At 32.5% G+C, this 24,550-nt stretch carries 23 protein-coding genes and 1 pseudogene; 20 read left to right on the forward strand and 4 right to left on the reverse strand.

Translation table 11 applies throughout. The features are described from left to right. Positions 1-86 precede the first annotated feature (86 nt). From QUF93_RS14305 to tdcB, 5 genes are all read left to right on the forward strand, one after another. Positions 87-1,199, forward strand: coding sequence for a toxic anion resistance protein (locus tag QUF93_RS14305; protein ID WP_070142708.1), 1,113 nt, complete (start codon positions 87-89; stop codon positions 1,197-1,199). A 24-nt stretch (positions 1,200-1,223) separates the two neighbouring features. Continuing rightward, a complete protein-coding gene (locus QUF93_RS14310; RefSeq protein ID WP_105587415.1) occupies positions 1,224-2,057 on the forward strand; it encodes a DUF3974 domain-containing protein in 834 nt (277 codons plus the stop codon). A gap of 308 nt (positions 2,058-2,365) precedes the next feature. Further along, positions 2,366-2,914 (forward strand): glycerol-3-phosphate 1-O-acyltransferase PlsY, encoded by a 549-nt coding sequence (gene plsY, locus QUF93_RS14315; RefSeq protein ID WP_289359174.1) that lies wholly within the window; start codon positions 2,366-2,368, stop codon positions 2,912-2,914. Between the two features lie 91 nt (positions 2,915-3,005). Beyond that, on the forward strand, positions 3,006-4,589 hold the full coding sequence (locus QUF93_RS14320) for an aminotransferase class V-fold PLP-dependent enzyme (protein ID WP_002119472.1): 1,584 nt from the start codon (positions 3,006-3,008) through the stop codon (positions 4,587-4,589). A gap of 105 nt (positions 4,590-4,694) precedes the next feature. After that, positions 4,695-5,696, forward strand: a complete 1,002-nt coding sequence (gene tdcB, locus QUF93_RS14325) for a bifunctional threonine ammonia-lyase/L-serine ammonia-lyase TdcB (RefSeq protein ID WP_002119473.1) — start codon at positions 4,695-4,697, stop codon at positions 5,694-5,696. A 115-nt stretch (positions 5,697-5,811) separates the two neighbouring features. Here the strand turns inward: tdcB and QUF93_RS14330 are convergent, their stop codons facing one another. Next, the gene (locus QUF93_RS14330) at positions 5,812-6,141 is read right to left on the reverse strand and encodes a YkvA family protein (RefSeq protein WP_289359177.1); all 330 of its coding nucleotides are present in this window, start codon (positions 6,139-6,141) and stop codon (positions 5,812-5,814) included. Positions 6,142-6,310: 169 nt separating this feature from the next. After that, positions 6,311-7,069 (reverse strand): annotated as a pseudogene (locus QUF93_RS14335) (hypothetical protein). A 90-nt stretch (positions 7,070-7,159) separates the two neighbouring features. Here QUF93_RS14335 and QUF93_RS14340 point away from each other — a divergent pair. The 4 genes from QUF93_RS14340 to QUF93_RS14355 all read left to right on the forward strand — a co-directional run bounded on the left by QUF93_RS14340 (position 7,160) and on the right by QUF93_RS14355 (position 10,408). Next, a complete protein-coding gene (locus tag QUF93_RS14340; protein ID WP_289359179.1) occupies positions 7,160-7,429 on the forward strand; it encodes a hypothetical protein in 270 nt (89 codons plus the stop codon). A gap of 73 nt (positions 7,430-7,502) precedes the next feature. After that, positions 7,503-8,855 (forward strand): DEAD/DEAH box helicase, encoded by a 1,353-nt coding sequence (locus QUF93_RS14345; protein ID WP_289375508.1) that lies wholly within the window; start codon positions 7,503-7,505, stop codon positions 8,853-8,855. A gap of 304 nt (positions 8,856-9,159) precedes the next feature. Next, positions 9,160-9,870 (forward strand): class I SAM-dependent methyltransferase, encoded by a 711-nt coding sequence (locus QUF93_RS14350; RefSeq protein WP_088058913.1) that lies wholly within the window; start codon positions 9,160-9,162, stop codon positions 9,868-9,870. Between the two features lie 124 nt (positions 9,871-9,994). Beyond that, a complete protein-coding gene (locus tag QUF93_RS14355) occupies positions 9,995-10,408 on the forward strand; it encodes a VOC family protein (RefSeq protein ID WP_289375511.1) in 414 nt (137 codons plus the stop codon). Positions 10,409-10,659: 251 nt separating this feature from the next. On the opposite strand, the gene QUF93_RS14360 is transcribed toward QUF93_RS14355, so the two are convergent. Further along, on the reverse strand, positions 10,660-11,292 hold the full coding sequence (locus QUF93_RS14360; RefSeq protein ID WP_002119482.1) for a type 1 glutamine amidotransferase family protein: 633 nt from the start codon (positions 11,290-11,292) through the stop codon (positions 10,660-10,662). 269 nt (positions 11,293-11,561) lie between these two features. Here QUF93_RS14360 and QUF93_RS14365 point away from each other — a divergent pair, with 269 nt between their 5' ends. The 5 genes from QUF93_RS14365 to spoIISB all read left to right on the forward strand — a co-directional run bounded on the left by QUF93_RS14365 (position 11,562) and on the right by spoIISB (position 14,345). Beyond that, positions 11,562-12,038, forward strand: a complete 477-nt coding sequence (locus tag QUF93_RS14365; RefSeq protein WP_289359180.1) for a MarR family winged helix-turn-helix transcriptional regulator — start codon at positions 11,562-11,564, stop codon at positions 12,036-12,038. 153 nt (positions 12,039-12,191) lie between these two features. Continuing rightward, positions 12,192-12,929: a 2,3-diphosphoglycerate-dependent phosphoglycerate mutase gene (gene gpmA, locus QUF93_RS14370; protein ID WP_289359181.1), complete on the forward strand. Its 738-nt coding sequence runs from the start codon at positions 12,192-12,194 to the stop codon at positions 12,927-12,929. A gap of 186 nt (positions 12,930-13,115) precedes the next feature. Continuing rightward, positions 13,116-13,856 carry a type II toxin-antitoxin system SpoIISA family toxin gene (locus QUF93_RS14375; protein ID WP_289359182.1) on the forward strand — a complete coding sequence of 247 codons (741 nt, stop codon included), beginning with the start codon at positions 13,116-13,118 and terminating at the stop codon, positions 13,854-13,856. Positions 13,857-13,968: 112 nt separating this feature from the next. Then, on the forward strand, positions 13,969-14,094 hold the full coding sequence (locus tag QUF93_RS14380; protein WP_002119488.1) for a hypothetical protein: 126 nt from the start codon (positions 13,969-13,971) through the stop codon (positions 14,092-14,094). Positions 14,095-14,168: 74 nt separating this feature from the next. Beyond that, a complete protein-coding gene (spoIISB, locus tag QUF93_RS14385) occupies positions 14,169-14,345 on the forward strand; it encodes a stage II sporulation protein SB (protein ID WP_002119490.1) in 177 nt (58 codons plus the stop codon). Between the two features lie 208 nt (positions 14,346-14,553). Here spoIISB and QUF93_RS14390 read toward each other — a convergent pair whose 3' ends face one another. Next, positions 14,554-15,318: a hypothetical protein gene (locus tag QUF93_RS14390; protein WP_289359183.1), complete on the reverse strand. Its 765-nt coding sequence runs from the start codon at positions 15,316-15,318 to the stop codon at positions 14,554-14,556. 231 nt (positions 15,319-15,549) lie between these two features. On the opposite strand from QUF93_RS14390, the gene pepD reads away from it, so the two are divergent. From pepD to QUF93_RS14420, 6 genes are all read left to right on the forward strand, one after another. Continuing rightward, a complete protein-coding gene (gene pepD / locus QUF93_RS14395) occupies positions 15,550-17,019 on the forward strand; it encodes a beta-Ala-His dipeptidase (protein ID WP_289375513.1) in 1,470 nt (489 codons plus the stop codon). A gap of 379 nt (positions 17,020-17,398) precedes the next feature. After that, positions 17,399-18,058 carry a CatB-related O-acetyltransferase gene (locus tag QUF93_RS14400; protein ID WP_289375516.1) on the forward strand — a complete coding sequence of 220 codons (660 nt, stop codon included), beginning with the start codon at positions 17,399-17,401 and terminating at the stop codon, positions 18,056-18,058. 437 nt (positions 18,059-18,495) lie between these two features. Beyond that, entirely contained in the window at positions 18,496-19,809 is a 1,314-nt protein-coding gene (locus QUF93_RS14405; protein ID WP_289375970.1) for a D-alanyl-D-alanine carboxypeptidase family protein, read from the forward strand. Between the two features lie 556 nt (positions 19,810-20,365). Beyond that, positions 20,366-21,475, forward strand: coding sequence for an acyltransferase family protein (locus tag QUF93_RS14410; protein WP_289375518.1), 1,110 nt, complete (start codon positions 20,366-20,368; stop codon positions 21,473-21,475). Positions 21,476-21,649: 174 nt separating this feature from the next. Further along, on the forward strand, positions 21,650-22,270 hold the full coding sequence (locus tag QUF93_RS14415) for an SGNH/GDSL hydrolase family protein (RefSeq protein WP_289375519.1): 621 nt from the start codon (positions 21,650-21,652) through the stop codon (positions 22,268-22,270). 307 nt (positions 22,271-22,577) lie between these two features. Then, the gene (locus QUF93_RS14420) at positions 22,578-24,545 is read left to right on the forward strand and encodes a penicillin-binding transpeptidase domain-containing protein (RefSeq protein ID WP_289375521.1); all 1,968 of its coding nucleotides are present in this window, start codon (positions 22,578-22,580) and stop codon (positions 24,543-24,545) included. Positions 24,546-24,550: the final 5 nt, after the last annotated feature.

Consider the following 24,550-nt stretch of genomic DNA (forward strand, 5'->3'; position numbering starts at 1 on the left):
AGCAAGCAAAATGTATATGAAATACGATATATTAGATGAAATATAGTGCACATAAATTCGCACATATAAATAAAGGAGCGATTTTGTTGACTGAACTCGAGAAAAAAGAACCTGTATCGATTGTGAAAGATAATAATGTAGAAGTAGTAGTTGATACAGTAATAAAAGATGCGGAACTTGAAGAACTGAATAAAGAAGCAGATCTTTATGTACAAAAGTTAAATAGCGAGCAAAATACAGATTTATCAAAAGTATTATCGCAGCTTGGAGACTTAGGGGATAAAGAGCAGCAAGCGGCAGGACAAACGCTATCAGCTTTAAAACGTCCTGTGACAGCGATGATGAATGGAAAGAATGAAGAAATTCCAAATACATTGTTAGAATTACGAAAAGTGGTATCAGAACTTGACCCAAACTCATTAAAAGCAACTGGTATGAAGAAACTTATGTTTAAAGTGTTCAAGAAAAATCCGCTTGAAAATTACGTGCATAAATATCAATCTATAGATAAGCAAATCGAGGAGATTATAAGATCACTTCTCATTGGCCGTGATAACTTGCAAGAGGATACGGTGGGTCTTGAAATGTTAAAAGAGCAATCACACGATAAAATTCACGCTCTTGATAAACAAGTATACTTAGGAAGAAAACTTGCTGGCATGCTTGAAGCTGAGAAACAAAATCCCGAACGTCAAAGGGATATTCCGTTAATAAATGATGCGTTAGAAAAAATTCTTGTACGTACACGGAATATGCAGCAAGCAAAAAGTGTATTATTACAATCTATCGCATCTGTAGACATCATTAAGAAAAATAATGAAAAGTTAACAGAGGCAATTCGTAATGCGATTACGATGACACAAAATGTTGTAACGGTTTCAGCTGCAATTCAGCTCGCATTAACAAATCAACGTAAAACAATTGATGCAGTAAATGCGACGAATGAAGCGATTGAATCAATGGTATTAAGTAACTCTCAAGCATTAAAACAAAATACAGAAGAAACAACTAAGTTGCTTGAAAACCCTGCAATTAGCATGGATAAATTGCGTGAGTCATTCCAAAATGTATTCGCTGCTATTGAAGCATCTGAGAAATCGTCAGAGCGTATTATTGAGTCTAGTAAGAAGTTTGTAATTGAACTTGACACATTTAATGATGAGATGAAGCAGAAACTCATTCAGCGTCCAAGGAAATAACAGATCATTAGAGGAGGTGAAAAAATGAGTTTCATTCAAGGAGTATTATTACTATTAGGGTCATTACTTTTAATCGCATTTACTGTCGTTGTTTTAGTTGTATACTTCGGACGTAAACTTTATTTTTCATGGACGAAACCATATAAGAGAGCGCAAGATTCCATTGAGAAATTATCGAACAAATCAACACCGTTTTTACAAGAATTTACGCAGCACCCACTCTTTTATCGCTGGATTCGTACAGAAGGGAAAAAAGAACAAAATACATTAAATACACTTTTCTGTACATCGGGCCAACGTACGAGAGAGCAAGTTTTCTCAATGTTACCGAAAGAAAAGCAGAAAAAAGTGCATGTGATGGCAAAAACAACGAAAAAGCTTACGAATGAAGATATTGATATTGCAACAATGAAAGTGAAAGATTTCTTGAGACAAGAATCACAGCAAACTGTTAAACCGACAGACTTATCGTTTTATAAATTGTATTTCTATGATCGATATCCAGATGCACTAAATACAATTCAAGCATATAAACGCTCGATTAATCCTTCACTACAAAGAACGGTTGATGACATTACAATTTCAGTATTAAATGCACTTCCGTACTATCAAGAACAACGTATGTTTGAACAACAACATAAACTTGAAACGTTCTTAATGAAAGATTTAACAGCGATGTTATCATTAGTTGTACAATTACCACCATCACAACGTCCAGAAAAAGAAGAAGAACTAAAAATATACTTGCAAAATTTCCAAAAAGAAATGGAAGTAGTAGAGCGTGATATTCGTGACTCCATTGATCACGATTTGAATGTGAAGATGAGAGCAGCGACAGAGAAGTTTAAGAATAAATAGAAAAAACCGCCTTAAAAGTTGAATATTTCGGCTTTTAGGCGGTTTTTTGTGAATTTGAGGAAGTTAAAAATTTGAAAAATTGTATGGGAGAAGTTACATTTGTATCACAATCAGAAATGGCAGCGAAAGGAACATATTATTTACTGAAGGAAATATACATTAAAGTACAAATAGCCGAATGAGATTTTTTGTATGATTTGTAAAAATATGATGTTAAAATATATAAAGGGATGTAGAGTCAGAAAAGTACAATGAGCATAGTAATTGAATATTGTATAAGTATTCCCATGTAGAAAGTGAATGATTACATGATTAATAGTATGCAGTTGTTGTATGTATTGGCTTCTTATTTGTTTGGAAACATATTGACCGCTTATATAGTAACAAAATGGAGACATAACGTTGATATTCGTGATGAAGGAAGCGGAAATCCTGGTGCAAGAAATATGGGGCGAGTATATGGAAAAGGGTATTTTGTCGCTACATTTATAGGTGATGCAATCAAAGGTGCAATTGTAGTTTATATAGCAAAATACCTTTTTGAAGATGCTACATTCGTAATGTTAACATTATTGGCTGTTATCATTGGACATATTTATCCGATCTTGTTTAAAGGTAAGGGTGGAAAAGGAATTTCAACATTTATTGGAGGATTAATCGCATTTGATTATTTGATAGCGCTTACTCTAATAGGTATTTTTATTGTATTTTATGTAATATTTAAAGGATTTACTAAGCCAGGGTTAATTACAATCGCTTGTTTACCAATTTGCATGATTTTTTATTCCTACTCTATTGGTACGACTATTTTAAGTGTACTTATTATTCTACTTATTCTATATGTAAATCGAGAATAAAGTTGAACTTTTAATAAGTGGAGTAATCTCCACTTATGATTTTTATTAAATAGATAGTGAGTGACAAGTAGAGAGAGAAAGGAGATATGATATGGGGTTAATTTATAAGGTTGCTGATCAAACTTGGGAATTTGAAAGTATACATAAATTGAACTATAAAACATTTGTAGAAGAGATTCCGCAGCATGAAGAAACGAAAGAACGTTTTCGTATAGATCGATTTCATGAAGAAAATACATATTTAATTTGTTTAGATGGTGAGAATTTAGTAGGTATGGTCGCGGTGCGAGGAAAACGACCATTTTCATTAGATTATAAAATTTCAAATTTAGATTTTTATTTACAAGAGCATGGAGAAAAAGTATATGAAATTCGTTTACTCTCAGTAGAAAGTGAATATCGAAATGGAAGAGCGCTGTTAGGCTTAATTCGCTTTTTACATCGTTATTTGCTTCTAAATGGATATGAATTGGCACTCATTTCAGCCACAACACGTGAGCTTCCTCTATATGAGCAAATGGGATTCAAACCTTTCTATACGTTAGTTGGTACAGAAGAAGCAGCTTTTCAGCCAATGTATGTTACACCTGCTAAGTTTGAAGAGTCGAGTGTTGGGGGAATTATGACGAAAGAATATACGTTTTTACCTGGCCCGGTAGATATCGAAGAGAATGTCCAAAAGGCATTTTCTACTAAGCCTATTTCCCATCGCTCTAAGTCATTTCAAGTGACGATGGAAAATGTAAAAAAACGATTACTTCAAATAACGAAAGCAAAACGTGTACAACTTATGTTAGGAACAGGGACGTTAGCGAATGATGCAATTGCTTTACAGTTACGTTCATTAAAAGGTAAAGGACTAGTTTTAGCGAATGGGGAGTTCGGTAATAGATTAATTGAGCAGGCAAAACGTGCACATTTAAATTTTGATACGTATAAAAAAGAAATGGCAGAGCCGTTTATTTATACAGAATTAGAAAAAATAATGTTAACTGGAGATTATGAATGGCTTTGGTTTGTTCACCATGAAACATCAACTGGAATGTTAAATAATTTAGAAGAACTAAACACCCTTTGTAAAAAGTATCAAATGAAACTATGTGTAGATTGTATAAGCTCAATTGGAGCAATACGAATAAATTTGAAGGATGTATATTTTGCAAGTGGTGTAAGCGGAAAAGCGATGAAATCATTTACAGGATTATCTTTCGTTTTTCATAATCACATTATAGAGAAAAACGAAGCAATACCCGCGTATATGGACATTGGTATGTATGAAATGAATGATAGTATTCCGTACTCCCATTCATGGAATTTAATTTATGCATTGCAAGAAGCATTGAAGAGATTTGAAGATGAAGAGGCATTTGAAAAAATAAAAGAGACGTATGCTTATATTGAACAAGCTATTACTACTATGGGCTTAAAGCTTGTTTCACCTAAAGATCATGCTGCTCAAATTGTTCTTACCATTCAATTAAATGAAGGGCAGTCTTCTAAGGAAGTAGGCGATGCATTAGCGTTGCAAGGATATATTGTTCATTATGAATCAGCATATTTACAAAAGAATAACTGGATCCAAATTGCATGTCTGAATCACTATAAAGAACGTGATATGAAGAGGATGCTGAATTGTTTGCAAATGTGTGTATTAAAGAGTGGGGTACATATATAAAACATTTTTCTTAACATAGTTGGTTTCGTATAAAGGGGTTATTACTTACGAAAACTTAGAAATGAGACAAACAGTAGATTATAAATCATTAGAAGAGGTGTTAGTATGATAACTAGAAAACTACCATTACATATAGCCGATATTAAAAAAGCTCAAAAAATTCTAGATAGAAATGCTCGTAAAACCCCATTAGTAAAATCTTTTTATTTGACTAGTAAAACAGGTGGAGAAATTCATTTGAAATTAGAAAATATGCAATTAACGGGTTCTTTTAAATTCCGTGGTGCGTTTAACAAAATGTCTCAGCTTACAGACGAAGAAAAAGAGAGAGGCGTAATTGCATGTTCGGCAGGTAATCATGCACAAGGAGTTGCTTTATCTGCTCATTTACTCGGTATTAAGAGTAAAATTGTAATGCCAATTTCTGCACCTCAGGCGAAAGTTGAAGCAACTAAAGGATATGGATCTGAAGTCATTTTATTTGGTGAAACCTTTGATGATGCAAAGGCAAAATGTGAGGAAATTATAAGAGAAACAGGTGAAACATACTTGCATCCATATGATGATGTAGAGGTAATGGCTGGTCAAGGAACAATTGGTTTAGATATTCTCGATGATATGTGGGATGTTGATACTGTAATTGTACCAATTGGTGGAGGCGGAATTATTTCTGGAATTTCTGTCGCATTAAAATCTTTTAATCCATCCATTAATATAATTGGTGTCCAAGCAGATAATGTTCACGGAATGAAGGCATCTTATGACAAAGGTACAATTGTAGAACATTATGAGGCACCTACTATTGCAGATGGTTGTGCGGTTAAAATACCAGGGGAATTAACATTTGAAATTGTAAAAGAATTAGTGGATGATATTGTAACAGTATCAGAAAAAGAGCTGGAAGTAGCAATGAAAGACTTGTTACAACGTGGAAAAGCTGTTGTAGAAGGTGCGGGCGCATTAGCAACTGCTGCTCTACTTGCAGGGAAAGTTGATAACTATATAAAAGGAAAAAAAGTAGTAGCGGTTATATCTGGTGGGAACGTAGACTTGCAACGTATTTCAAGTGTTTGTGAGCACTTTTTTGTAGCTAATGAAGTGAAATGATATTTGTAACAAAGTGAAACTTTTCACGGATTATTAGTTGTATAAATCAAAATTTCACGCAACAAATTAGTTTTATGAAAGAAGAGCTAAGGAATATTATCTTAGCTCCTTTTTATCATGCTTGTGCTGAAGTAAATAATGACTCCATTTTTAATTTACTCTTTTCTCTAATTTTAGCATCGGCATGTCGCATAACATATTTATGTGCTATAGCGATTGCTAAAACATCATCTAATAAGCCAATCCCGATAATAGCAGCTATATCTGGAATGAAATCGATTGTTAATACGTAATAGGATAAAGCGGCTAATATTAAGAGTTTCGCTTTAGTAGGTAACTCTTTCTTTTTCATTATATAGAATAAAATAATACTTTCATATACGCTGGATTTTCCGAGGTTTACTGAGCTTTTTTTGAATTTTTTCCAAAGTGTCTGTTTCTCCATATAAACACTCCTTTTACAAAAATATAGATTTTTTAAAAGGATGGACAAAGAAGCGAAAGAATAATCAATTTTATTATTTATTCTTATTGTATATTTCCATAAGAATAGGAAAGTACCTGTTCAAAATAATAAAAAAACAGATCTTTCCTATATCGAAAAGATCTGTTTTTCAATTCATTGATTCTGCAATTTGAATCAAATCATTAACATTGTATTTTCTTTTTATATGTAGTTTGTTACCAATGGCGATTTTATATTGAAAACCGTCCTTCTGAAAGATAAGCTCATATGCTAAGTCAAAATGAGGATTATATAATGCTTTTATATTATTTGTTAAATTGTAGAACTTAGTTCCCCTATGTACATATTGGTCTAATTTATTTTGAACTGGTGAAACAGTGATTTTTAAAACTCCATTAATATCTTCATTATTGTAATGGAGTTCCAAGTAATTGTTATAGATGTAACCGTAAAATTGCTGAATATCGAATGGGAATTTTGTGGCTGTTAGTATATGCTGTTAAAACTTCAATTCATATTCTTTTACAATAGTAGCTTCTTTCATAAAGGGATTAGTTCCATCATAAATTTGATTAATCCGAGATATTTTATTCTTTTTCGTTACTATTTCTAAAATGGAACCAATAGTAAATACATCATTAGTGTCTTTGACATAAGCAATAAGAATTGTAGTATCCTCTTTAGGCGACGGTACTTCTACAATTTCATGAAGATGTTTATCTTTTGGGAAAGTAGTTAGTTTAATCCCTTCTGTTACATATGACTGCATTAATTTCTCGTCATTTTTGAGTAAAGCATGTTTAAATTTACTTATTACATCGGTTTGAGATTTGGCCATAATAATTGAGGTGGATTGAAAATATAGTAAGAAAAATATGCAAAAAATCTTTATTAATTTAGTGTTCACTTTTATCACCCTCTAACTATATTTCCGTAAATTTTAAATGTATATGTAAAGGAACGTATATATTTAAAAGAAGTCATAGGAGGGAAGACTATGAGCTCTTTATTTGATGTAATATCAGATATTATTTTGTTTTATCCCCGAAATGACATGAAATTAAAATATCATATTGCGAAGTTAAGCGAATTAGAGTGGTTTCGAAATCTGCATGAAGATCCGAAGTATACAAGATTAATTTGGAGTAATAGAAAAATTAAAAAGTTCATTTTGTCTTCTATTAATATGGAAGAATTAATAAAATCTGAGGAAAAACAAAAAGAATTTGTGCATCTAGTACACGATGAATATAAAAAAAGAAGGTAAGAATTTTTTTATTTTTCATATTTGGCGAAACAAATGGTACAATGAAAGCTAATGTGAAAAATAAGGAAAAGAAGTGGTCTATTTGAAAAACTTTTTAGAATTAGGAATTAGTGAAACTTTTAATCATACATTACGTGAAAATGGAATTACAGAAGCAACACCAATTCAAGAGAAAGCGATTCCGGTAATACTGTCTGGTAAAGATATAATTGGTCAAGCAAAAACTGGAACAGGAAAAACACTTGCATTCGTGTTACCGATTTTAGAAAAAATTGATCCAGAGTCTAGTGATGTTCAGGCTTTAATTGTTGCACCAACAAGGGAACTAGCACTGCAAATTACAACTGAAATTAAAAAAATGCTTGTTCAAAGAGAAGATATTAATGTACTAGCGATTTATGGCGGGCAAGATGTAGCACAACAATTGAGAAAACTAAAAGGTAATACACATATTGTTGTAGCGACACCAGGACGATTATTAGATCATATACGACGTGAAACAATTGATTTAAGTAATCTTTCAACGATTGTACTAGATGAAGCGGATCAAATGCTTTATTTCGGTTTCTTATATGATATTGAAGATATTTTAGATGAGACACCTGATAGTAAACAAACGATGTTATTCTCAGCAACGATGCCAAAAGATATTAAAAAATTGGCGAAGCGTTATATGGAAGATCCGCAAATGATTCAAGTACAAAGTGAAGAAGTAACGGTAGATACAATTGAGCAGCGTGTCATTGAGACGACAGATCGTGCAAAGCCAGATGCACTTCGTTTTGTTATGGATCGTGATCAGCCATTTTTAGCAGTTATTTTCTGTCGTACAAAGGTTAGAGCAAGTAAGCTTTATGATAATTTAAAAGGACTAGGTTATAATTGTGCTGAACTTCATGGTGATATACCTCAAGCGAAACGTGAAAGAGTTATGAAGAGTTTCCGCGAAGCTAAAATTCAGTACTTAATCGCAACGGATGTAGCAGCTCGTGGACTTGATGTAGATGGTGTAACGCACGTATTTAACTTTGATATCCCTGAAGATGTAGAAAGTTATATTCATCGCATTGGCCGAACAGGACGTGCAGGTGGATCAGGTCTTGCAATTACGTTCGTTGCAGCGAAAGATGAAAAACATTTAGAAGAAATTGAAAAAACGCTTGGTGCACCAATACAAAGACAAATAATCGAACAACCGATGATAAAAAATGTAGATGAAAATGGAAAACCGGTACAAAAGCCGGCTCCAAAGAAATCAGGTCAATATCGTCAAAGAGATAGCCGTGAAGGTTCAAGAAGTGGTTCAAAAGGTGGTCCAAGAAACGATTCAAGAAATAGTTCGAGAAATGATAACAATCGATCATTTAATAAGCCAAGTAATAAGAAAAGTAGTACAAAACAAGGTCAGCAAAGACGTGGGCGTTAAATTATGAAGTTGTAATCGAGTTGAAGAGATATGTCCGTTTGTTGTTAGGGAAATCGATATATAATAAAAAATTCTGATACAATTATTACTGTAGAAGGAGTCACAAAAATTTGTGGCTCTTTTTTGTATTCTATGAGTAGGTTGTTACGTATTTACGTCATAAGTGTAATTCTAATAATTTCATTTACCGTATTTAAAATAATTTAAAAAATAAAGAAGAAATAAAATGTGGGGGTTTTCTTTTTTTGAAAGTTCTAAAAGATATATAATAATTTTCTGACTATTGAAATGTGGAGGGGTACAAATGAAAAATGAAACGTTACACACACAAGAAGATATTTTAAAAATGCTTGATTCATTATTAAGATCTGCTGAACCATTTTGGAATGAATTTTATGCAAATAGAGAAAAGGATGTTCCGTTTTTTGAAAATATTCCAGATGAAAACCTAGTTTCATATTTACAAAAAGAATGGGTTTTCAAAGGGAAAGTGTTAGAGCTTGGATGTGGTCCAGGAAGAAATGCAATTTATTTAGCGAAGCAAGGGTTTGATGTAACAGCAGTGGATTTATCTGTAGAAGGTATTAATTGGGCGAAAGAGAGGGCATTAGAAAAAGGAATAGGAGTTCACTTTATTTGTGAGTCAATTTTTAATTTAGATGCTCAAAATGAATTTGATTTTGTATATGATTCGGGTTGTTTGCATCATATTCCACCGCATAGAAGAATGAATTATGTGGATGTAATTAAAAACTCATTAAAATCAGGTGGCTATTTCGGATTAACATGTTTTGCAGCGGGCGATTTAGATGAGCGGAATGGATCAGAAATAACAGATTGGGACGTATATAGAGGCTGGAGTTTACAAGGTGGTCTTGCGTATTCGGAAGAAAAATTAAGAGAGATATTTAATGAATTTGAAGTAATTGAAATTAGAAAGATGAAACAAATTGAACAACCGAATGATATGTTTGGAGAGTCGTTTCTTTGGACAGCATTATTTAAAAAGAAATAAAAAAAGTAGGTAATTGACAAACTCATAGTTTTTATAGACAATACAATTATAAGAATATACGTTCGGTTAACTGGTTATCCGGACTTATATTAAGTATTAATACATAACGAGAGGATGTCTCTAAATGAGTAACACAAATCAAAAAATTACTACGTTTTTAATGTTTGAGGGTAAAGCTGAGGAAGCAATGAACTTATATACAACACTGTTTAATCAGTCAGAAATTATAAGTATCTCTCGTTACGATGAAAATGGACCTGGAAAAGAAGGAACTGTAATTTATGCAACTTTTACGCTAAATGGCCAAGAGTTCATGTGTATCGATAGTTATGTAAAGCATGATTTTACATTTACGCCAGCTATGTCTCTTTATGTAACTTGTGAGACGGAAGAGGAAATTGAAACAGTTTTTCATAAACTAGCACAAGATGGAAAAGTTCTTATGCCTTTAGGTTCATATCCGTTTAGTAAAAAGTTTGGCTGGTTAAATGATAAGTATGGCGTATCTTGGCAGTTAACGCTTGCTGGAGATGAATAATTAAAATAATATGGTCACATTAACGGCACAACAAAAGGGATGATTCAAGACTAATATGTATCATCCCTTTTTTGTTTTACAACTGTCATCGATTCTTAATGACGTTTCATCATTATTACCAAAGAAGAAAGACCGCCGTTATGCAATAAGATTTAAAAGAGATTTAGTTACCGGTTGTATTTATAACAAAACTGTAGGGGTGCTCTTTAAGTTTTTTATATAATATAAAACTGCTAATTTAATTTTTCAGCTTATCTAGTAATGGAATTCATTAACTGGAAGAAGTATTCAGGTTTATAAGTTGTATTTAGCTTATACCATGAATACAATGTATCTGGTGTAAATACATCAATTTTTTTCAATACTTCCATTGCAAATTCCAGAGGAGCTACTCCTGATGCAGTAATCAAATTTTTATCATATACTGCAGGTTCCATCTTATAAAATTGTTCTCCTTTATAATTAGGACAAACCATTTTAATATATTCTAAATCATTGCTTGTATGTTTTCTAGAATCTAGGTATCCAAAATTCGCTAAACCCTCAGTTGCACCACAAATGGCAGCAACAATAGTGCCAAGTTTTAACGCTTCACCAATTTTTTTCAAGACAGGGTGATGAATGCTTTCTCCCCAAGTAGTCCCTCCAGGTAACACTAAAAGATCGTTACTCTCAAGAGTACATTTATCCAGAGAAATATCTGGTTTTATGCTCAGTCCTCCCATCGTAGTAATAATTTCATTATTAGCTCCTACTGTAACTACCTTTAATGGGGCTAAATCTTTTTTGAAATATCTTCCTGAGTTTAGTTCTGCAATTAAATGTCCATATTCCCAGTCTGACATCGTATTAAATACATAAAGGTAAACTTTTTTTGTTTGCATAAAATAACACTCCAATCACAATTGGTTTTTTAAAATATTAATAAATAAATTTTAAAATATTTATCATTTGAATTTAACCTATTTCCTTAAGAAGTTTTTAAAAAGTAATTTGGAAACTTTATTTGAAGGTATAGTGTGCGAATTAAACAAACTTCAAAAATACAATAGTTGAAATTTGTTGGTTTTAGAATGAAGAAATTAGGCTCAATATCCCAACTAAATTATTCATAAGTGAATTGTGGTATAATTTACATGTAGGGGGAAAGTAGATGACACAACATAAAGAAGAACAAATGAATGAGGCATTAGCATTATTTTACTTTGCATATAAAACTTTTACAGAAAAACCAGATGAAATTATAAAAGAGTACGGTATACAGCGTGTGCATCATAGAATTCTGTTTTTTATTGCTCGTTTTCCAGGGCTTAGTGTAAATGAGCTGCTATCACTTTTAGAAATAAGTAAACAAGCTCTTCATGGACCGTTGCGCCAACTGTTAGATAAAGGACTTATTGAGAGTAATGAAGCTGCACATGATCGTCGTGTGAAACAGCTGTCTTTAACAGAAGAAGGAACAGAATTAGAGAAAAAACTGAGCGATGTTCAAAGAGAACAAATGGGAGCTATTTTCTCACAGTTTGGCGAATCATGTGAAGAAAGTTGGCATCAAGTTATGAATGAAATGGCAAATAGCCGTTCAGGATTTGATGCATGGACGTCTAAGCGTGAAATACCAGTAAAATAAAAGATAGAAATAGTATCTTGTTTTGTAGTTTGAAAAATCATAAATTTTTATCTGTATATTTGGCAACTATGGATAAAAAAATTACATTTCCAAAAACTTTATATGTGTACGTATTGGAACATTAAAACTCATATTTCCGAGAGGGGAATTATAATGATAAAACTTGTACTCATTCGTCACGGACAAAGTTTGTGGAATCTTGAAAATCGATTTACAGGATGGACAGATGTAGATTTATCAAAGAATGGATTAAGTGAAGCGAGAGAAGCAGGGGCAATATTAAAAAAGAATGGATATACGTTTGATGTTGCATATACATCAGTATTAAAACGAGCAATTCGGACATTATGGATTGTACTTCATGAAATGGATCTCACTTGGGTCCCTATACATAATTCATGGAAGTTGAATGAACGCCATTATGGTGCACTACAAGGATTGAATAAAGACGAAACTGCAAAAAAATATGGAGATGAAAAAGTTCATATTTGGAGAAGAAGTATTGATGTGAGACCGCCTGCTCTTACTAAAGTTGATCCTCGATATGAAGTGAACGATCCAAAATATAAGAAACTTAAAAAAGGCGAATTTCCATTAACTGAATGTTTAGAGGATACGGAGAAAAGAGTTGTTGATTATTGGCATTTAGAAATTGCACCATCATTAAAAAATGGTGAAAAAGTAATAATTTCATCGCATGGCAATACAATTCGTTCGTTAGTGAAATACTTAGACAACCTCTCAAGTGATGGAGTAGTATCATTGAACATTCCAACTAGCATTCCGCTTGTTTATGAGTTGGATGAAAAATTACGCCCAATTCGTCATTATTACTTAAGTATGGACGGAGAAGTACCTGAAGGGGAAATTCCGAAACATATTTCTTTTTAACATGAAAATTTGAAACGTATGCTTGTCTACATATACAATGTAGATTCATAACAAAAGACGTGGCCTCCTTTTAATGTATATGCGATGTAGCTAAAATTAGAAGGTTGTCCACGTCTTTTGTCATAAAGAGGGCTGGTTACGCATGTAATGATATCGTGAAGAGTTTTTGAATGGAGGGTGATGTGATTGACGATCTCTAACATTCGAATCGGCTTATTTATTCTAGCAATCGCCTTTGTAGTTCTCGTTTTCTTTTATTGGAAAAATGAAGAATTGTATGAGGAGAAGAAACAACGAATTCGAAAAGCTTGGTATGGTTTGTTTATAACATCAGTCACAGTTTATTTCATGATTAAAGGAATAGATTTAACCCTCTGGAAAAATCTTTTAATGTTTACTGCGATGGTGATTTTCGTTGATATTGCATTCATTTTGACACCTAACATTTCAGAAATATGGGGCGCCAAATTCAGTGATATCGGAAAGACGGTCCAATCAATCAAACGGTCATTAATTGCTTCAAAAGCAAGAGGAGAAATATATACGACAATTATTCAAAATGTGAATTCAGCAGCATTTGGGACAATGGAATGGAATACGGAAGAAGAATATACAAAAAGTTTAAATGCATTTCTTGATTCGTATGGGGAAAAAGTAGGTGCAAAAATTGTTGTATTTGAAGCAGCGAGCGAATTAAATACGAATTTCCGTGGTATTCGCTCTCAATTTAGTATTACAGTATCCGTAGAACATATGGAGCAATTGAATGGCCAGCAAGCGGTTCAAGTAGAAAATGTCGGGATAATACCGGCAAAAATAGTGAACGATGTTTTTATTGTTATTGATGGAAAGAAGAATAATCTACAAGATCGAGACTTTGAAAACGTATATAACTTAACAATACATCATAGTTATTTTAATAAGTAAGGACAGAATCTTTTTCTGTCCTTTTCATCTATACATAATGTTGAAACAAATTCGGACAAAGTTGTATAAAATAGGACAATCATTCCTACACTAGCACGTAGAGGTGATTGTAGTGATAAAAGACTATGACAATGATTTTTTTAAAGAAGAAAATGAAGATGCAACAGATTTTTCTTTAATAAAAGGAGATACTTTGCAGCAAGTAGAAGAGTTAGAAGAAGAATTAAAAAGAAAATGATAAGTGTACACTCTGTCTACATTTGCTATATAATATAAATAAAAGGTTGTATCTTTTATAAAGGGGGAGAAGAGATGGCAGAATTAAATGTACAAAAATCTTCGTTTTTTAAAGGTAAAAAGGAAGAATCAAATACAGATTTCTCTCTTGTGAAAGGTGCATTAACGGAAAATATAAATCGGTTAGAGAAATTAATGAATAGAAAAAAAAATAGATATATGCAAGGGACAAACATTAAGAAAAATGGCTAGTTTTCTTTTAAGTAGACAGTTCAATCCTATTGCTCGTAATTATATTCTTATTTGAAATATTTTTAGTGAATCACACTTCATATTCCGTAAATGATATGAAGTGTGATTTTTAACTTATAAAAACACTTTATTTTGTCTGATATTTCAAATTAATCGTTACTCCTACATAAATATTATGTTAAATACGAATTTAACCGGCGTATGATTATTATTTTTTATGAGGTTTTTCTTTCGTAAATAAAATCCGACTCGTTTTGGCTTTTGTCAGTTGATCTTGTTCTAATAATATGTTGTTGTCAGGTGTACCAAACATGACATTATTGGGGTCATTGCTATGAGTCTGTGGTGTTCCCTGAATACCTAACTGAACTGTAGTAGGGTCTACACCTGGATTAATTGGAGAGGTAAAGAAGAAAATATGCCCGAATTCATGCGGGACAAGGCTTAAATTCAAGTTGGAGGCAGCATCATTTGTAATAATAATATGTTGCATTGGGAGAGATAATCCGTGACCAGGAATAAATACTGTTTCATCATTATATGCGCATCCAATAGTGGTGTTATTAGGGTAAATATCAAAAGGAACATACCATAAAGTGATAACGTTTGAAGGGATATTTCGGAGGATACCATCTTGAACTCTTCTTAACTTCATCGCTTCAAATGCGGCATTACTATTTGGTGGATCAAATTTGCACTGTAGTTGATCTTTTGTAAGACCAAAATCAGTATCAAGATCTATGGGTTCATAATCGAAAACTGGAATACCCCATAGATTTTGAGTACGCTGTATATCAAATTGGTAACGATTAGAACCATCAGCAGCAGTTTTTACAGCTCCTGGGAAAAAATAAGCTATAACACGGAAGTGCTTTTCACCTGGCTTTTTACTACTTTTTTTGTTTGGTGGAGCCTTTATTTTTTCGATGCTGATTTGATTCTCGGATAGATTTTCTTTATTGGATTGACTCAACAAAAACTTCCTTTCCATAATTGATTTTTAATAGTATCAATTATAGTTTATTAAAAGTATAGTAAAATGCTTGTATAAAAAACTAGTTATGGAAATTTAAGAGAAGTATTCTATTGAAAGTCTAAAGAATAGATGTTTTTTCGTTATTATTAAGTTTTAAATAATAGAGTATTGAGCATGGTATAATAACACTGTAATAACTAATGCTTATTTTTTGAGAGGAGCTTAAAAATGTATTCTACTTTAGAACAATTAACAAAGCACCCTGTATTTTATCATTTTGCAGAAATTTCAAAGATTCCTAGAGGATCAGGTAATGAAAAAGAAATTAGTGATTATTTAGTGGGTTTTGCAAAAAAGCGTAACTTAGAAGTTATACAAGATGAAGCATTAAATGTCATTATTAAAAAAGAAGCAACTGATGGCTATGAAAATGTACCAGCTATTATCATTCAAGGTCATATGGATATGGTGTGCGAAAAAAACCAAGCAACAGTTCATGATTTTGAGAAAGATCCAATTGAACTACGAATTGTTGGAGATATGTTATATGCGAATCAAACAACGTTAGGTGCTGATAATGGCATTGCAGTTGCTTATGCATTAGCATTATTAGATTCATCAGATATTCCGCATCCATCTTTAGAAGTGGTTATTACTACTGAAGAAGAAACGACAATGGGCGGAGCTTTCGCAGTTGATGCAAATCACTTTGATGGAAAGATTTTTATTAATATTGATTCTGAAGAAGACCATAAATTACTTGTAAGTAGTGCAGGCGGTGCAAAAGCTGTTGAAACAATTCCAGTAATTTGGGAAGAAGCACCAGTAAATATGGATACATATCGTCTATATGTTGGCGGACTTAAAGGTGGACATTCTGGCATGGAGATTGATAAACAACGCGGGAATGCGAACAAAGTATTAGGACGTGTTTTACGTGATTTATCAGTCGATATTCACTTTGATATAAGTGAAGTTCACGGCGGATTAAAAACGAATGCAATTCCGCGTGAAAGTGTAGCTACAATTTTATTACGTCAAGAAGATGTAGAGCAAGTAGAAGAAAAGCTTCAGTCATGGACAAGAGTATTACAAGAAGAAATGCGTGCTGTTGATCCGGATGTTCATGTTACAATTACAAAATTGGAAGAGAAAGTAGAAAAAGTATTTGCTAAAGAAACACAAAAGCAGCTTATTTCATCATTATTCTTAATTCCAAATGGCATTCAAAGTATGAGCATGGATATTAAAGGCCTTGTAGAAAGTTCAACTAATTTAGGTGTTATTGAAACACTGCAAGATGAAATTAAATTACGAAACGAAGTAAGAAGTTCTGTAAGTAGTTTGAAAAAACATATTGCAGATGAGATTAAATATATTGCCGAATTAGTTGGTGCGAGATTTGAATTAGAGTCAGCATATCCAGAGTGGCCATACAATCCAAACTCACAAATTCGAAATTTGTTTGAAAAAGTGCATCAAGAAAAATATAACAAAGATGTTGAGATTTTCGCTGTACATGCTGGAATTGAGTGCAGTGTATTCGTTCAAAAAATGCCGGAGTTAGATGCAATTTCATTCGGTCCAGACATTTTTAACGTTCATACACCAGATGAACACATCAGTATTTCTTCTGTTGTAAATAACTGGGGATTCTTCGTGGATGTAATGAAGGGTACGAAAGAATTAGCTAAGTAATAACCGATGAATTTAAGGGTAGCCTATAAAAATTTATAGGCTACTTTTTTGTATTGAATTTTTTATAAGTTTTGAGTATGTAAAATATAATGAACTTACACTACGTATATGAAGTGAAAATTTCATATACCGTATTTTATATAAAAATATTAATAATTTCAAAAGAAATAAAATATAACAAACCCGTGTTTATAAAAACAGATTTGTTATACCTTTCTCTATTTGACTTATATAATTTACTACGTTATGATTTTTTATTATAACTGAAAGGCTTGAAGATAATGAATCGTCGTTTGAGAAAGCTAAAAAATGTGGCAGTCGCATTAAGCTTCTAAGTGAATTGCAAAATCTACACTACTTAGAAGCGAGGAATAAAGTTATGAATCATCCATTTTATAATCATTGGTCTGAAACAAAGTACTTAAAAGATATAGTAACAAATCCACTTATTGAAGTAGGAGAGTACTCCTATTATTCGGGGTATTATGGTCATCAAAATTTTGAAGATGGCTGTGTAAGATATTTGTGGGGGGATGCTAAGTCCCAAGCACTGTTCAATCCAATTGAACAGATGGGTTGGCATCTTGATAAACTCATAATCGGAAATTATGTTTGTATTGCAAGTGGAGTAGTCATTTTAATGGGTGGTAATCATAACCATCACTCAGAATGGATTACAGTATATCCATTCGCTGAGCAAATAGAACAATCATATGAACCGAAGGGTGATACAGTCATTAAAAGCGATGCCTGGATTGGTATGAATGCTATTATAATGCCTGGCGTTACTATTGGTGAAGGTGCAATTATTGCAGCTGGATCTGTCGTATGTAAAGATGTTCCGCCTTATACAATAGTAGGTGGTAATCCTGCTAAGGAAATAAAGAAACGGTTCACTGATACAGAAATTAATATGCTAATGGAAATGCGTTGGTTTGATTGGGATAGAGAATTGATTGAGAAGGCAATTCCTATTTTATCTAGTTCAGCCATTGAACCATTATTTGCTTTTTATAAAAATGAAGTAAAAAATAAATAAATCAGCTAGAAAAACTACATCCAGTATAGGGTGTAGTTTTTTTATTACAAAAAACTAATAGTTTAGACTAAAGAAAATTTATCTCTAATATAAGTCTAGCAAATAGCTGAATTGAATAATTAAAATCCTTGATAGCTAATAAACGAATGCTTGATTACCAGTGTGTCTCGATATTTAATCGGGACACACTGGTTTTATTTTTTTGTAAATGTGGAACAAATGTATTATTTAGATTGTCTATTAATTGTAATCCTAAAAAAAGGGATATGTGTGGGAATACAAAGTATCAGTGCACCTAAAAGTGTCGGATGAGATGGTCTATATGAAAGTTATCCTAACGTCTTATATGTATATAGAATTTGATAACACTGTCTATTTTTTTGAGGATTATGTTAGAAGAACGTTTTTTGAGTACAAAGATATTGGAGGTAACAGAAGTGAAAGGTATGTTTTGCAAGAGATTTATTGCAATAGTAACAGTGCTTGCACTATTTTGTAGCATTGTTGTTACATCTGGAAGAGCATCAGCGGAAACAGTTCCTGCTATAGACGTTGAAGCAGGATCAGCAATTTTAATAGAGGAAAATTCCGGAAAAATTTTATATCAAAAAAATGCAGATGAATCATTGGCAATTGCTAGTATGACAAAAATGATGAGCGAATACTTAGTTCATGAAGCGGTAGATAAAGGAAAACTTAAATGGGATCAAAAAGTTAAAATCTCTGAATATGCACATAAGATTTCGCAAGATCATTCATTATCAAACGTTCCATTAGAAAATGGTGGCTCTTATACGGTAAAAGAGTTATATGAGGCAATGGCAATTTACTCTGCAAATGGTGCAACAATTGCTTTAGTTGAAGAGATTGCTGGTAAAGAAGTCAATTTTGTAAAAATGATGAACGATAAGTCAAAAGAGTTTGGAATGAAAGATTATAAATTTGTAAACTCTACAGGCTTAACAAATCAAGATTTAAAAGGATATCACCCAGAAGGGACAACTCTAGACGAGAAAAATAAAATGTCTGCAAGGGATTGTGCAATTTTAGCACAACGTCTTATTCAAGATTTCCCCCAAATATTAAATACAGCAAAAATCCCTAAAAAAACATTCCAAAAGGGTGGTAAATATCCAATTGATATGGCGAATTTTAACTGGATGTTAAAAGGTTTAATTAAGCAATATGAAGGTGTAGATGGTTTGAAAACAGGAACGACTCCAGAAGCGGGAGATTGTTTCACGGGTACAGTAGAAAGAAATGGTATGCGTCTAATTTCTGTAGTGATAAAAGCAAAATCTCATACGGCACGTTTTGATGAAACAAAGAAATTATATGATTATGGATTTGCGAATTTTGAAGTGAAGAAAGTCTATGGGAAAGATGCAGTAGTAAAAGGGCATGAAACAGTGCGAGTAGCAAATGCAAAAGACAAAGATGTAGTTGTTCAAACGAAGCAAGCTGTTGCACTTCCAATGCCAAAGGGCAACAATGACATTTATAAAAAAGAATTTAAAGTATCGAATAAAGAACAAGAAGCGCCTATTAAAAAAGGTGTAACAATTAGTAAAATGATTATCTCGCCTAAAGATAATACAGATCCTGGGTTCTTATCAGGTAAATCATTACAAATAGACCTTGTAACAAAATCTGATGTAGAACAAGCAAATTGGTTTACACGTTTTATGCGCCAAATCGGATCTTTCTTTAGCGGTATGTGGGATAGTGCGGTTGATATAGTAAAAAGCTAACTTTATAGGATAAAACTAAATAGTAATCTGAAACAAAAAGTTTCAAAGTACTATAGATTCTTATGAGGATAGCTTGGAATGGAAGATTGTATTAATTCTCAAATTTGGTTCTTCGGAACTTTTCGTATTGCAATCAAGCTAAAATAAATTTGTATCCATATAATCAAAAAACGCTATTCTTTTTGTAGAAATATACAGGAAGGATGGCGTTTATTATGAATATTTCGATTCAAAGGGTTCTGATGCAAGGTTAGTTTAATAAAGTTACATGATGAAAGAACATTCATTATTCCATCAAGTGAAAATGAAAATTGATACCTGGTACTTATTTCTGTTATCAAATTTTATAAAAATTTAATAAAATCTTTTCTTTCTATTAAATATTTTGTTTTAAATTAATTATATAAAGAAATGGAGGCTAGAAAATAGATGCATAGATTGAGTTTGTACCGTTTATATTAGGGATTTAAAGAAAGAATATGTACGATTCTCCCACTACACTAGTATAGTGGCCTTTATTAACAGCAAAATTTACAATTTACAAGGAGAATATTTTATGAGTAAGAGAATAAAAGAATTAGATTCCATACGAGGGTTAGCGGCACTTACAGTGGTATTTGGACATTTTTGTTTAATGCTACCATCGTTGCCTAATTCTATTAAATTTTCCCCGCTTAGGTTTTTATGGGCGGGTGGAGAAGCTGTAATCGTTTTTTATGTACTGAGTGGTTTTGTGTTATCTATGGCACTTTATCATTCAAAAACAAATTATTGGGGATATTTAATTAAGCGATTTGTAAGAATCTATATTCCTTACTATTTTTGGATAATCATTACCTTTGCGCTATTTATTTTGTTTTCACCGTATGAAGTGGCAGGACTACGGGATTGGTTCTATGATAGGTGGCAAGGATCTATAACAAAAATAGATATTATAAACCACATTGTGCTTCTTAATAATTTTTTTACGGAAAATTATAATCCAGTTATTTGGTCATTGGCACAAGAAATGCGTATATCTATTGTGTTTCCTTTGTTATTCCTTCTTTTTTATAAACTGAGTTGGAAGAAAACGATACTAATTGCTTTGAGCTTTTCTTTAATTAGTGTTTTCCTTAATATGTTGCATATTGGGAAAGCAGAGGGATTTTATAATGGTTATGCCGATACACTGCATTTCACATCTATGTTTATGGTTGGAATGTTACTTTTTAAGTATCAGGAAAAACTTATTTACTTATATCAAAATATGAAAAAATTTAAAAAAGGAGTTCTTATTGCATTAGGGATTATTCTATATTTATATTCCATTTTAATTTATGGTTTTTCCCGTAATGATACTACTTTCTTATTAAAAGATTGGGGTGTCGTAATTGGTGTTAGCATATTTATTATCATGGCCATGAGTAACCTAAAAGTAAAAGCATTTTTAAATAAGAGTGTATTTGTATACGTAGGGGAAATTTCATATAGTATCTATTTGTGTCATTTTCCAATCATGATGGTACTATTTAAACTTTTGTATACAAAGATACCTATTTTTTCCCTTCTCACTTTGTGCATTATAATGACACTACTTTTTTCTATAGTTTCGTATCATTTAATCGAAAAGAAATGTATCAACTGGGCAAAAAAAAGAACAACAAATTTTTTGAAAAAAGTATAATTCCTAGAGAGATTTTATTTCTTTAGTAAATATACGAATATGACCGATTCCTAAGCATATTGGGAATCGGTCAATTTTGGATTCTAAATGTAAATATAGTAAAGTGGAATATAATTGAAATCGAAAACCACTTAGAAATAACAATTACGGTGTGAGCTATTGTATAGTATAGATATGGTTAATAATAAAGGGGGACTATATATGTGGAAGCGATTTGTAGCGATTGGTGATAGTTTTACAGAGGGGATAGGGGATGAAGTTGAGGGAATAGCATTAAAAAGCTGGGTAGACCATTTTGTTCAACTGTGTGTAAACGATTTAACGTATGCTAATTTTGCAAAGCGTGGGTTAGTAACTAAAGAAATTCGCTCGCAGCAATTGGAAAAAGCATTAACTTTTAATCCAGATTTGGTTAGTTTGATCGCAGGTGCAAACGATGTTTTAAAAGGCCGTTGGAATCATCGTGCATATAAGAATGATATGGAATTTATGATAGATACATTAAGTAAAACAGGTGCCGATATTATTATAGCAAACCTTCCAGATTTTACAGTTAGGCTTCCTTTTTCTTCTGAAAAAAAACAAGTATTAAAAGAACAATTATTGGAGGCAAATGAAGTTATACTTTCACTGAGTAGAGAATATAAGCTTCATCATGTTGACTTTTGGAATCATCATTTAGTTAATGACAATACGCTTTGGTCTACGAATTTAATTCATCCAAACTCAAAAGGATATGTAAAAGTTGCTGAATTGATTTTTAGTAGTTTACCTGTACATGACTCTTCTAAATAAGCTGTAGAATAAACTATGATGATACCGTCAGAAACCCCTGTCGCATACAGCGCAGGGGTTTTTGATGAGAAAAAGAAGGATATAGGGCACCTATAAATTATACTTATTGTTTATATTTTTGTTATTCTCTGTTAAGGAATCCTTGCTATAAGGATTCCTTTTTTGAATGCAGCTTAACAATAAAGTTAATTCTTTTTGCAAATGTGGAACTATTTCATTACTTACACTGTCTATTAAGCGTTAAAACATTTTTTATTAAATATAACAAGGAAGGAATAATCATTTTTAACTAAGGGAGAAGATTGAATTGAAAAAAATATGGATGCTGCTTTTCTTTTGTTTCGGAGTTATGTTGGTAGGATGTAATAAAAACGAACCGCCAAAACAAGCATTTGAAGAATATATTAATTTATGGAATGATAAAAAATTTACAAATATGTATGATCGTTTATCAGAACATGCAAAAAAGACGATTTCTAAAAAGGATTTCATAGAGAAATATCAAAAAATCTATGAGGGTATTGGAGTTAAGAATTTAAAAGTTAAAACGAAAGGAGAGAATGCTAAAGATAAAGAACTTCTTCTTTTTGAAGTTAACATGGACACGGATGTAGGAACAGTTTCATTCATCCATGAAGCAAAACTTGTGAAAGATAAGGAATCTTGGAAAATAGATTGGACACCAGATTTTATTTTCCCAGGTATGAAAAAAGATTACAAAGTACGCATGCAAACAGAGCAAGGAAAACGCGGAGAAATATATGATCGAAATGGAAAAGGGCTTGCAACGAATGGTAAAGCGACTGAGATTGGAATTATTCCAGAGAAACTAGGTGAAACGGCAGCGCAAACGAAAGAAACAGTAGCACAATTACTTGATATGTCTACAGAAGAGATCGATCAGAAGCTCACAGCGAAATGGATAAAACCAGATTCTCTTGTACCAATTGGTATTTTAAAAGAGGGAACTAGACAGAATGATTATATTGAATTAGAAGGAGTTTCATCTCGCCCAGTAAATGTTCGTACCTATCCATTAGGAGAAGCAGCCGCACACTTAACGGGATATATAGGAAAGGTAAATGCAGAGGAGTTAAAATCGCTTCAAGAAAAAGGTTATCAAGCAGATGATTTAGTAGGTAAGACAGGTTTAGAGAAAGTATTAGAGAATAAATTGCGTGGTGAAAAGGGTGGACGCGTATTTATGGAAGATGAGAACGGGAAAGAGATTAAAAACGTAGCAAAAAAAGAAGCAAAAGAAGGGGAAAATGTTACGTTAACAATTGATGCTGCAATTCAAGAAAAAATCTTTAATGAGATGAAAAATGAAGCAGGATCTAGTGCAGCCGTCAATCCTAAAACAGGTGAAACAATCGCACTTGTAAGTAGCCCGGCTTATAATCCAAATACAATAGTTAGAGGAGCATCAAAAGCCCAACGAGAAGCATGGAATAACGACTCGAAACTGCCAATGATGAATCGATTTACACAAGCATTTGTACCAGGTTCCGTATTTAAAACGATTACAGGTGCAATTGGTTTGGAAACAAACACAATAAATCCTAAGGAAGAATTTAAAATTCAAGGATTAAAGTGGACAAAAGATTCATCTTGGGGAAATTATTATGTAACACGTGTGAAGGAAGCTAGTCCAATTGATTTTGATAAGGCAATGAAGTACTCTGATAATATTTATTTTGCTCAACAAGCTTTGAAAATGGGGAAAGATCAGTATGTAAGTGAATTTAAGAAATACGGATTTCATGAAAAATTACCAATCGAATACGAATTTCCTATTTCAACAATTGCAAAAGATGGGATAAAAAATGATATTCAGCTAGCAGACACAGGATACGGACAAGGACAAGTATTAATGACACCACTTCATTTAGCGTTAACATATGCACCGATTGTGAATGAAGGGAATATTCCATCGCCTCATCTTTTAAAAGAAACAAAAGTAGCGGGGAATTGGAAAGAAAATGTGGTTTCTAAAAAGAATCAAGAGATTTTAAAGAGTGCATTAATAAAAGTCATTAATGACTCTGATGGTGCGGGGAGAATTGCTAAAGTTGATGGTGTAACTCTTGCTGGTAAAACCGGTACAGCAGAATTGAAAGAGTCGAAAGAAGCAGACGGAAAAGAACTTGGATGGTTTGCAGCCTTTGATGCAAATGCGCCAGACATGATTGTTACCATGATGATTGAAGATGTAAAAGGAAGAGGTGGGAGTAATGTTCCAGGCGAAAAAGTAAAACATGTTTTTCAGAAATAATACCT

Origin of the sequence: Bacillus hominis (assembly GCF_030348325.1) — a bacterium.
Taxonomy (GTDB): Bacteria; Bacillota; Bacilli; order Bacillales; family Bacillaceae_G; genus Bacillus_A; species Bacillus_A hominis.

What these genes read in the sequence shown, in the direction of transcription:
- QUF93_RS14310 (WP_105587415.1), top strand. Translation starts at nt 1,224, where the DNA reads ATGAGTTTCATTCAAGGAGTATTATTACTATTAGGGTCATTACTTTTA.
- plsY (WP_289359174.1), top strand. Translation starts at nt 2,366, where the DNA reads ATGATTAATAGTATGCAGTTGTTGTATGTATTGGCTTCTTATTTGTTT.
- QUF93_RS14320 (WP_002119472.1), top strand. Translation starts at nt 3,006, where the DNA reads ATGGGGTTAATTTATAAGGTTGCTGATCAAACTTGGGAATTTGAAAGT.
- tdcB (WP_002119473.1), top strand. Translation starts at nt 4,695, where the DNA reads ATGATAACTAGAAAACTACCATTACATATAGCCGATATTAAAAAAGCT.
- QUF93_RS14330 (WP_289359177.1), bottom strand. Translation starts at nt 6,141, where the DNA reads ATGGAGAAACAGACACTTTGGAAAAAATTCAAAAAAAGCTCAGTAAAC.
- QUF93_RS14340 (WP_289359179.1), top strand. Translation starts at nt 7,160, where the DNA reads ATGAGCTCTTTATTTGATGTAATATCAGATATTATTTTGTTTTATCCC.
- QUF93_RS14350 (WP_088058913.1), top strand. Translation starts at nt 9,160, where the DNA reads ATGAAAAATGAAACGTTACACACACAAGAAGATATTTTAAAAATGCTT.
- QUF93_RS14355 (WP_289375511.1), top strand. Translation starts at nt 9,995, where the DNA reads ATGAGTAACACAAATCAAAAAATTACTACGTTTTTAATGTTTGAGGGT.
- QUF93_RS14360 (WP_002119482.1), bottom strand. Translation starts at nt 11,292, where the DNA reads ATGCAAACAAAAAAAGTTTACCTTTATGTATTTAATACGATGTCAGAC.
- QUF93_RS14365 (WP_289359180.1), top strand. Translation starts at nt 11,562, where the DNA reads ATGACACAACATAAAGAAGAACAAATGAATGAGGCATTAGCATTATTT.
- gpmA (WP_289359181.1), top strand. Translation starts at nt 12,192, where the DNA reads ATGATAAAACTTGTACTCATTCGTCACGGACAAAGTTTGTGGAATCTT.
- spoIISB (WP_002119490.1), top strand. Translation starts at nt 14,169, where the DNA reads ATGGCAGAATTAAATGTACAAAAATCTTCGTTTTTTAAAGGTAAAAAG.
- pepD (WP_289375513.1), top strand. Translation starts at nt 15,550, where the DNA reads ATGTATTCTACTTTAGAACAATTAACAAAGCACCCTGTATTTTATCAT.
- QUF93_RS14400 (WP_289375516.1), top strand. Translation starts at nt 17,399, where the DNA reads ATGAATCATCCATTTTATAATCATTGGTCTGAAACAAAGTACTTAAAA.
- QUF93_RS14410 (WP_289375518.1), top strand. Translation starts at nt 20,366, where the DNA reads ATGAGTAAGAGAATAAAAGAATTAGATTCCATACGAGGGTTAGCGGCA.
- QUF93_RS14415 (WP_289375519.1), top strand. Translation starts at nt 21,650, where the DNA reads ATGGTTAATAATAAAGGGGGACTATATATGTGGAAGCGATTTGTAGCG.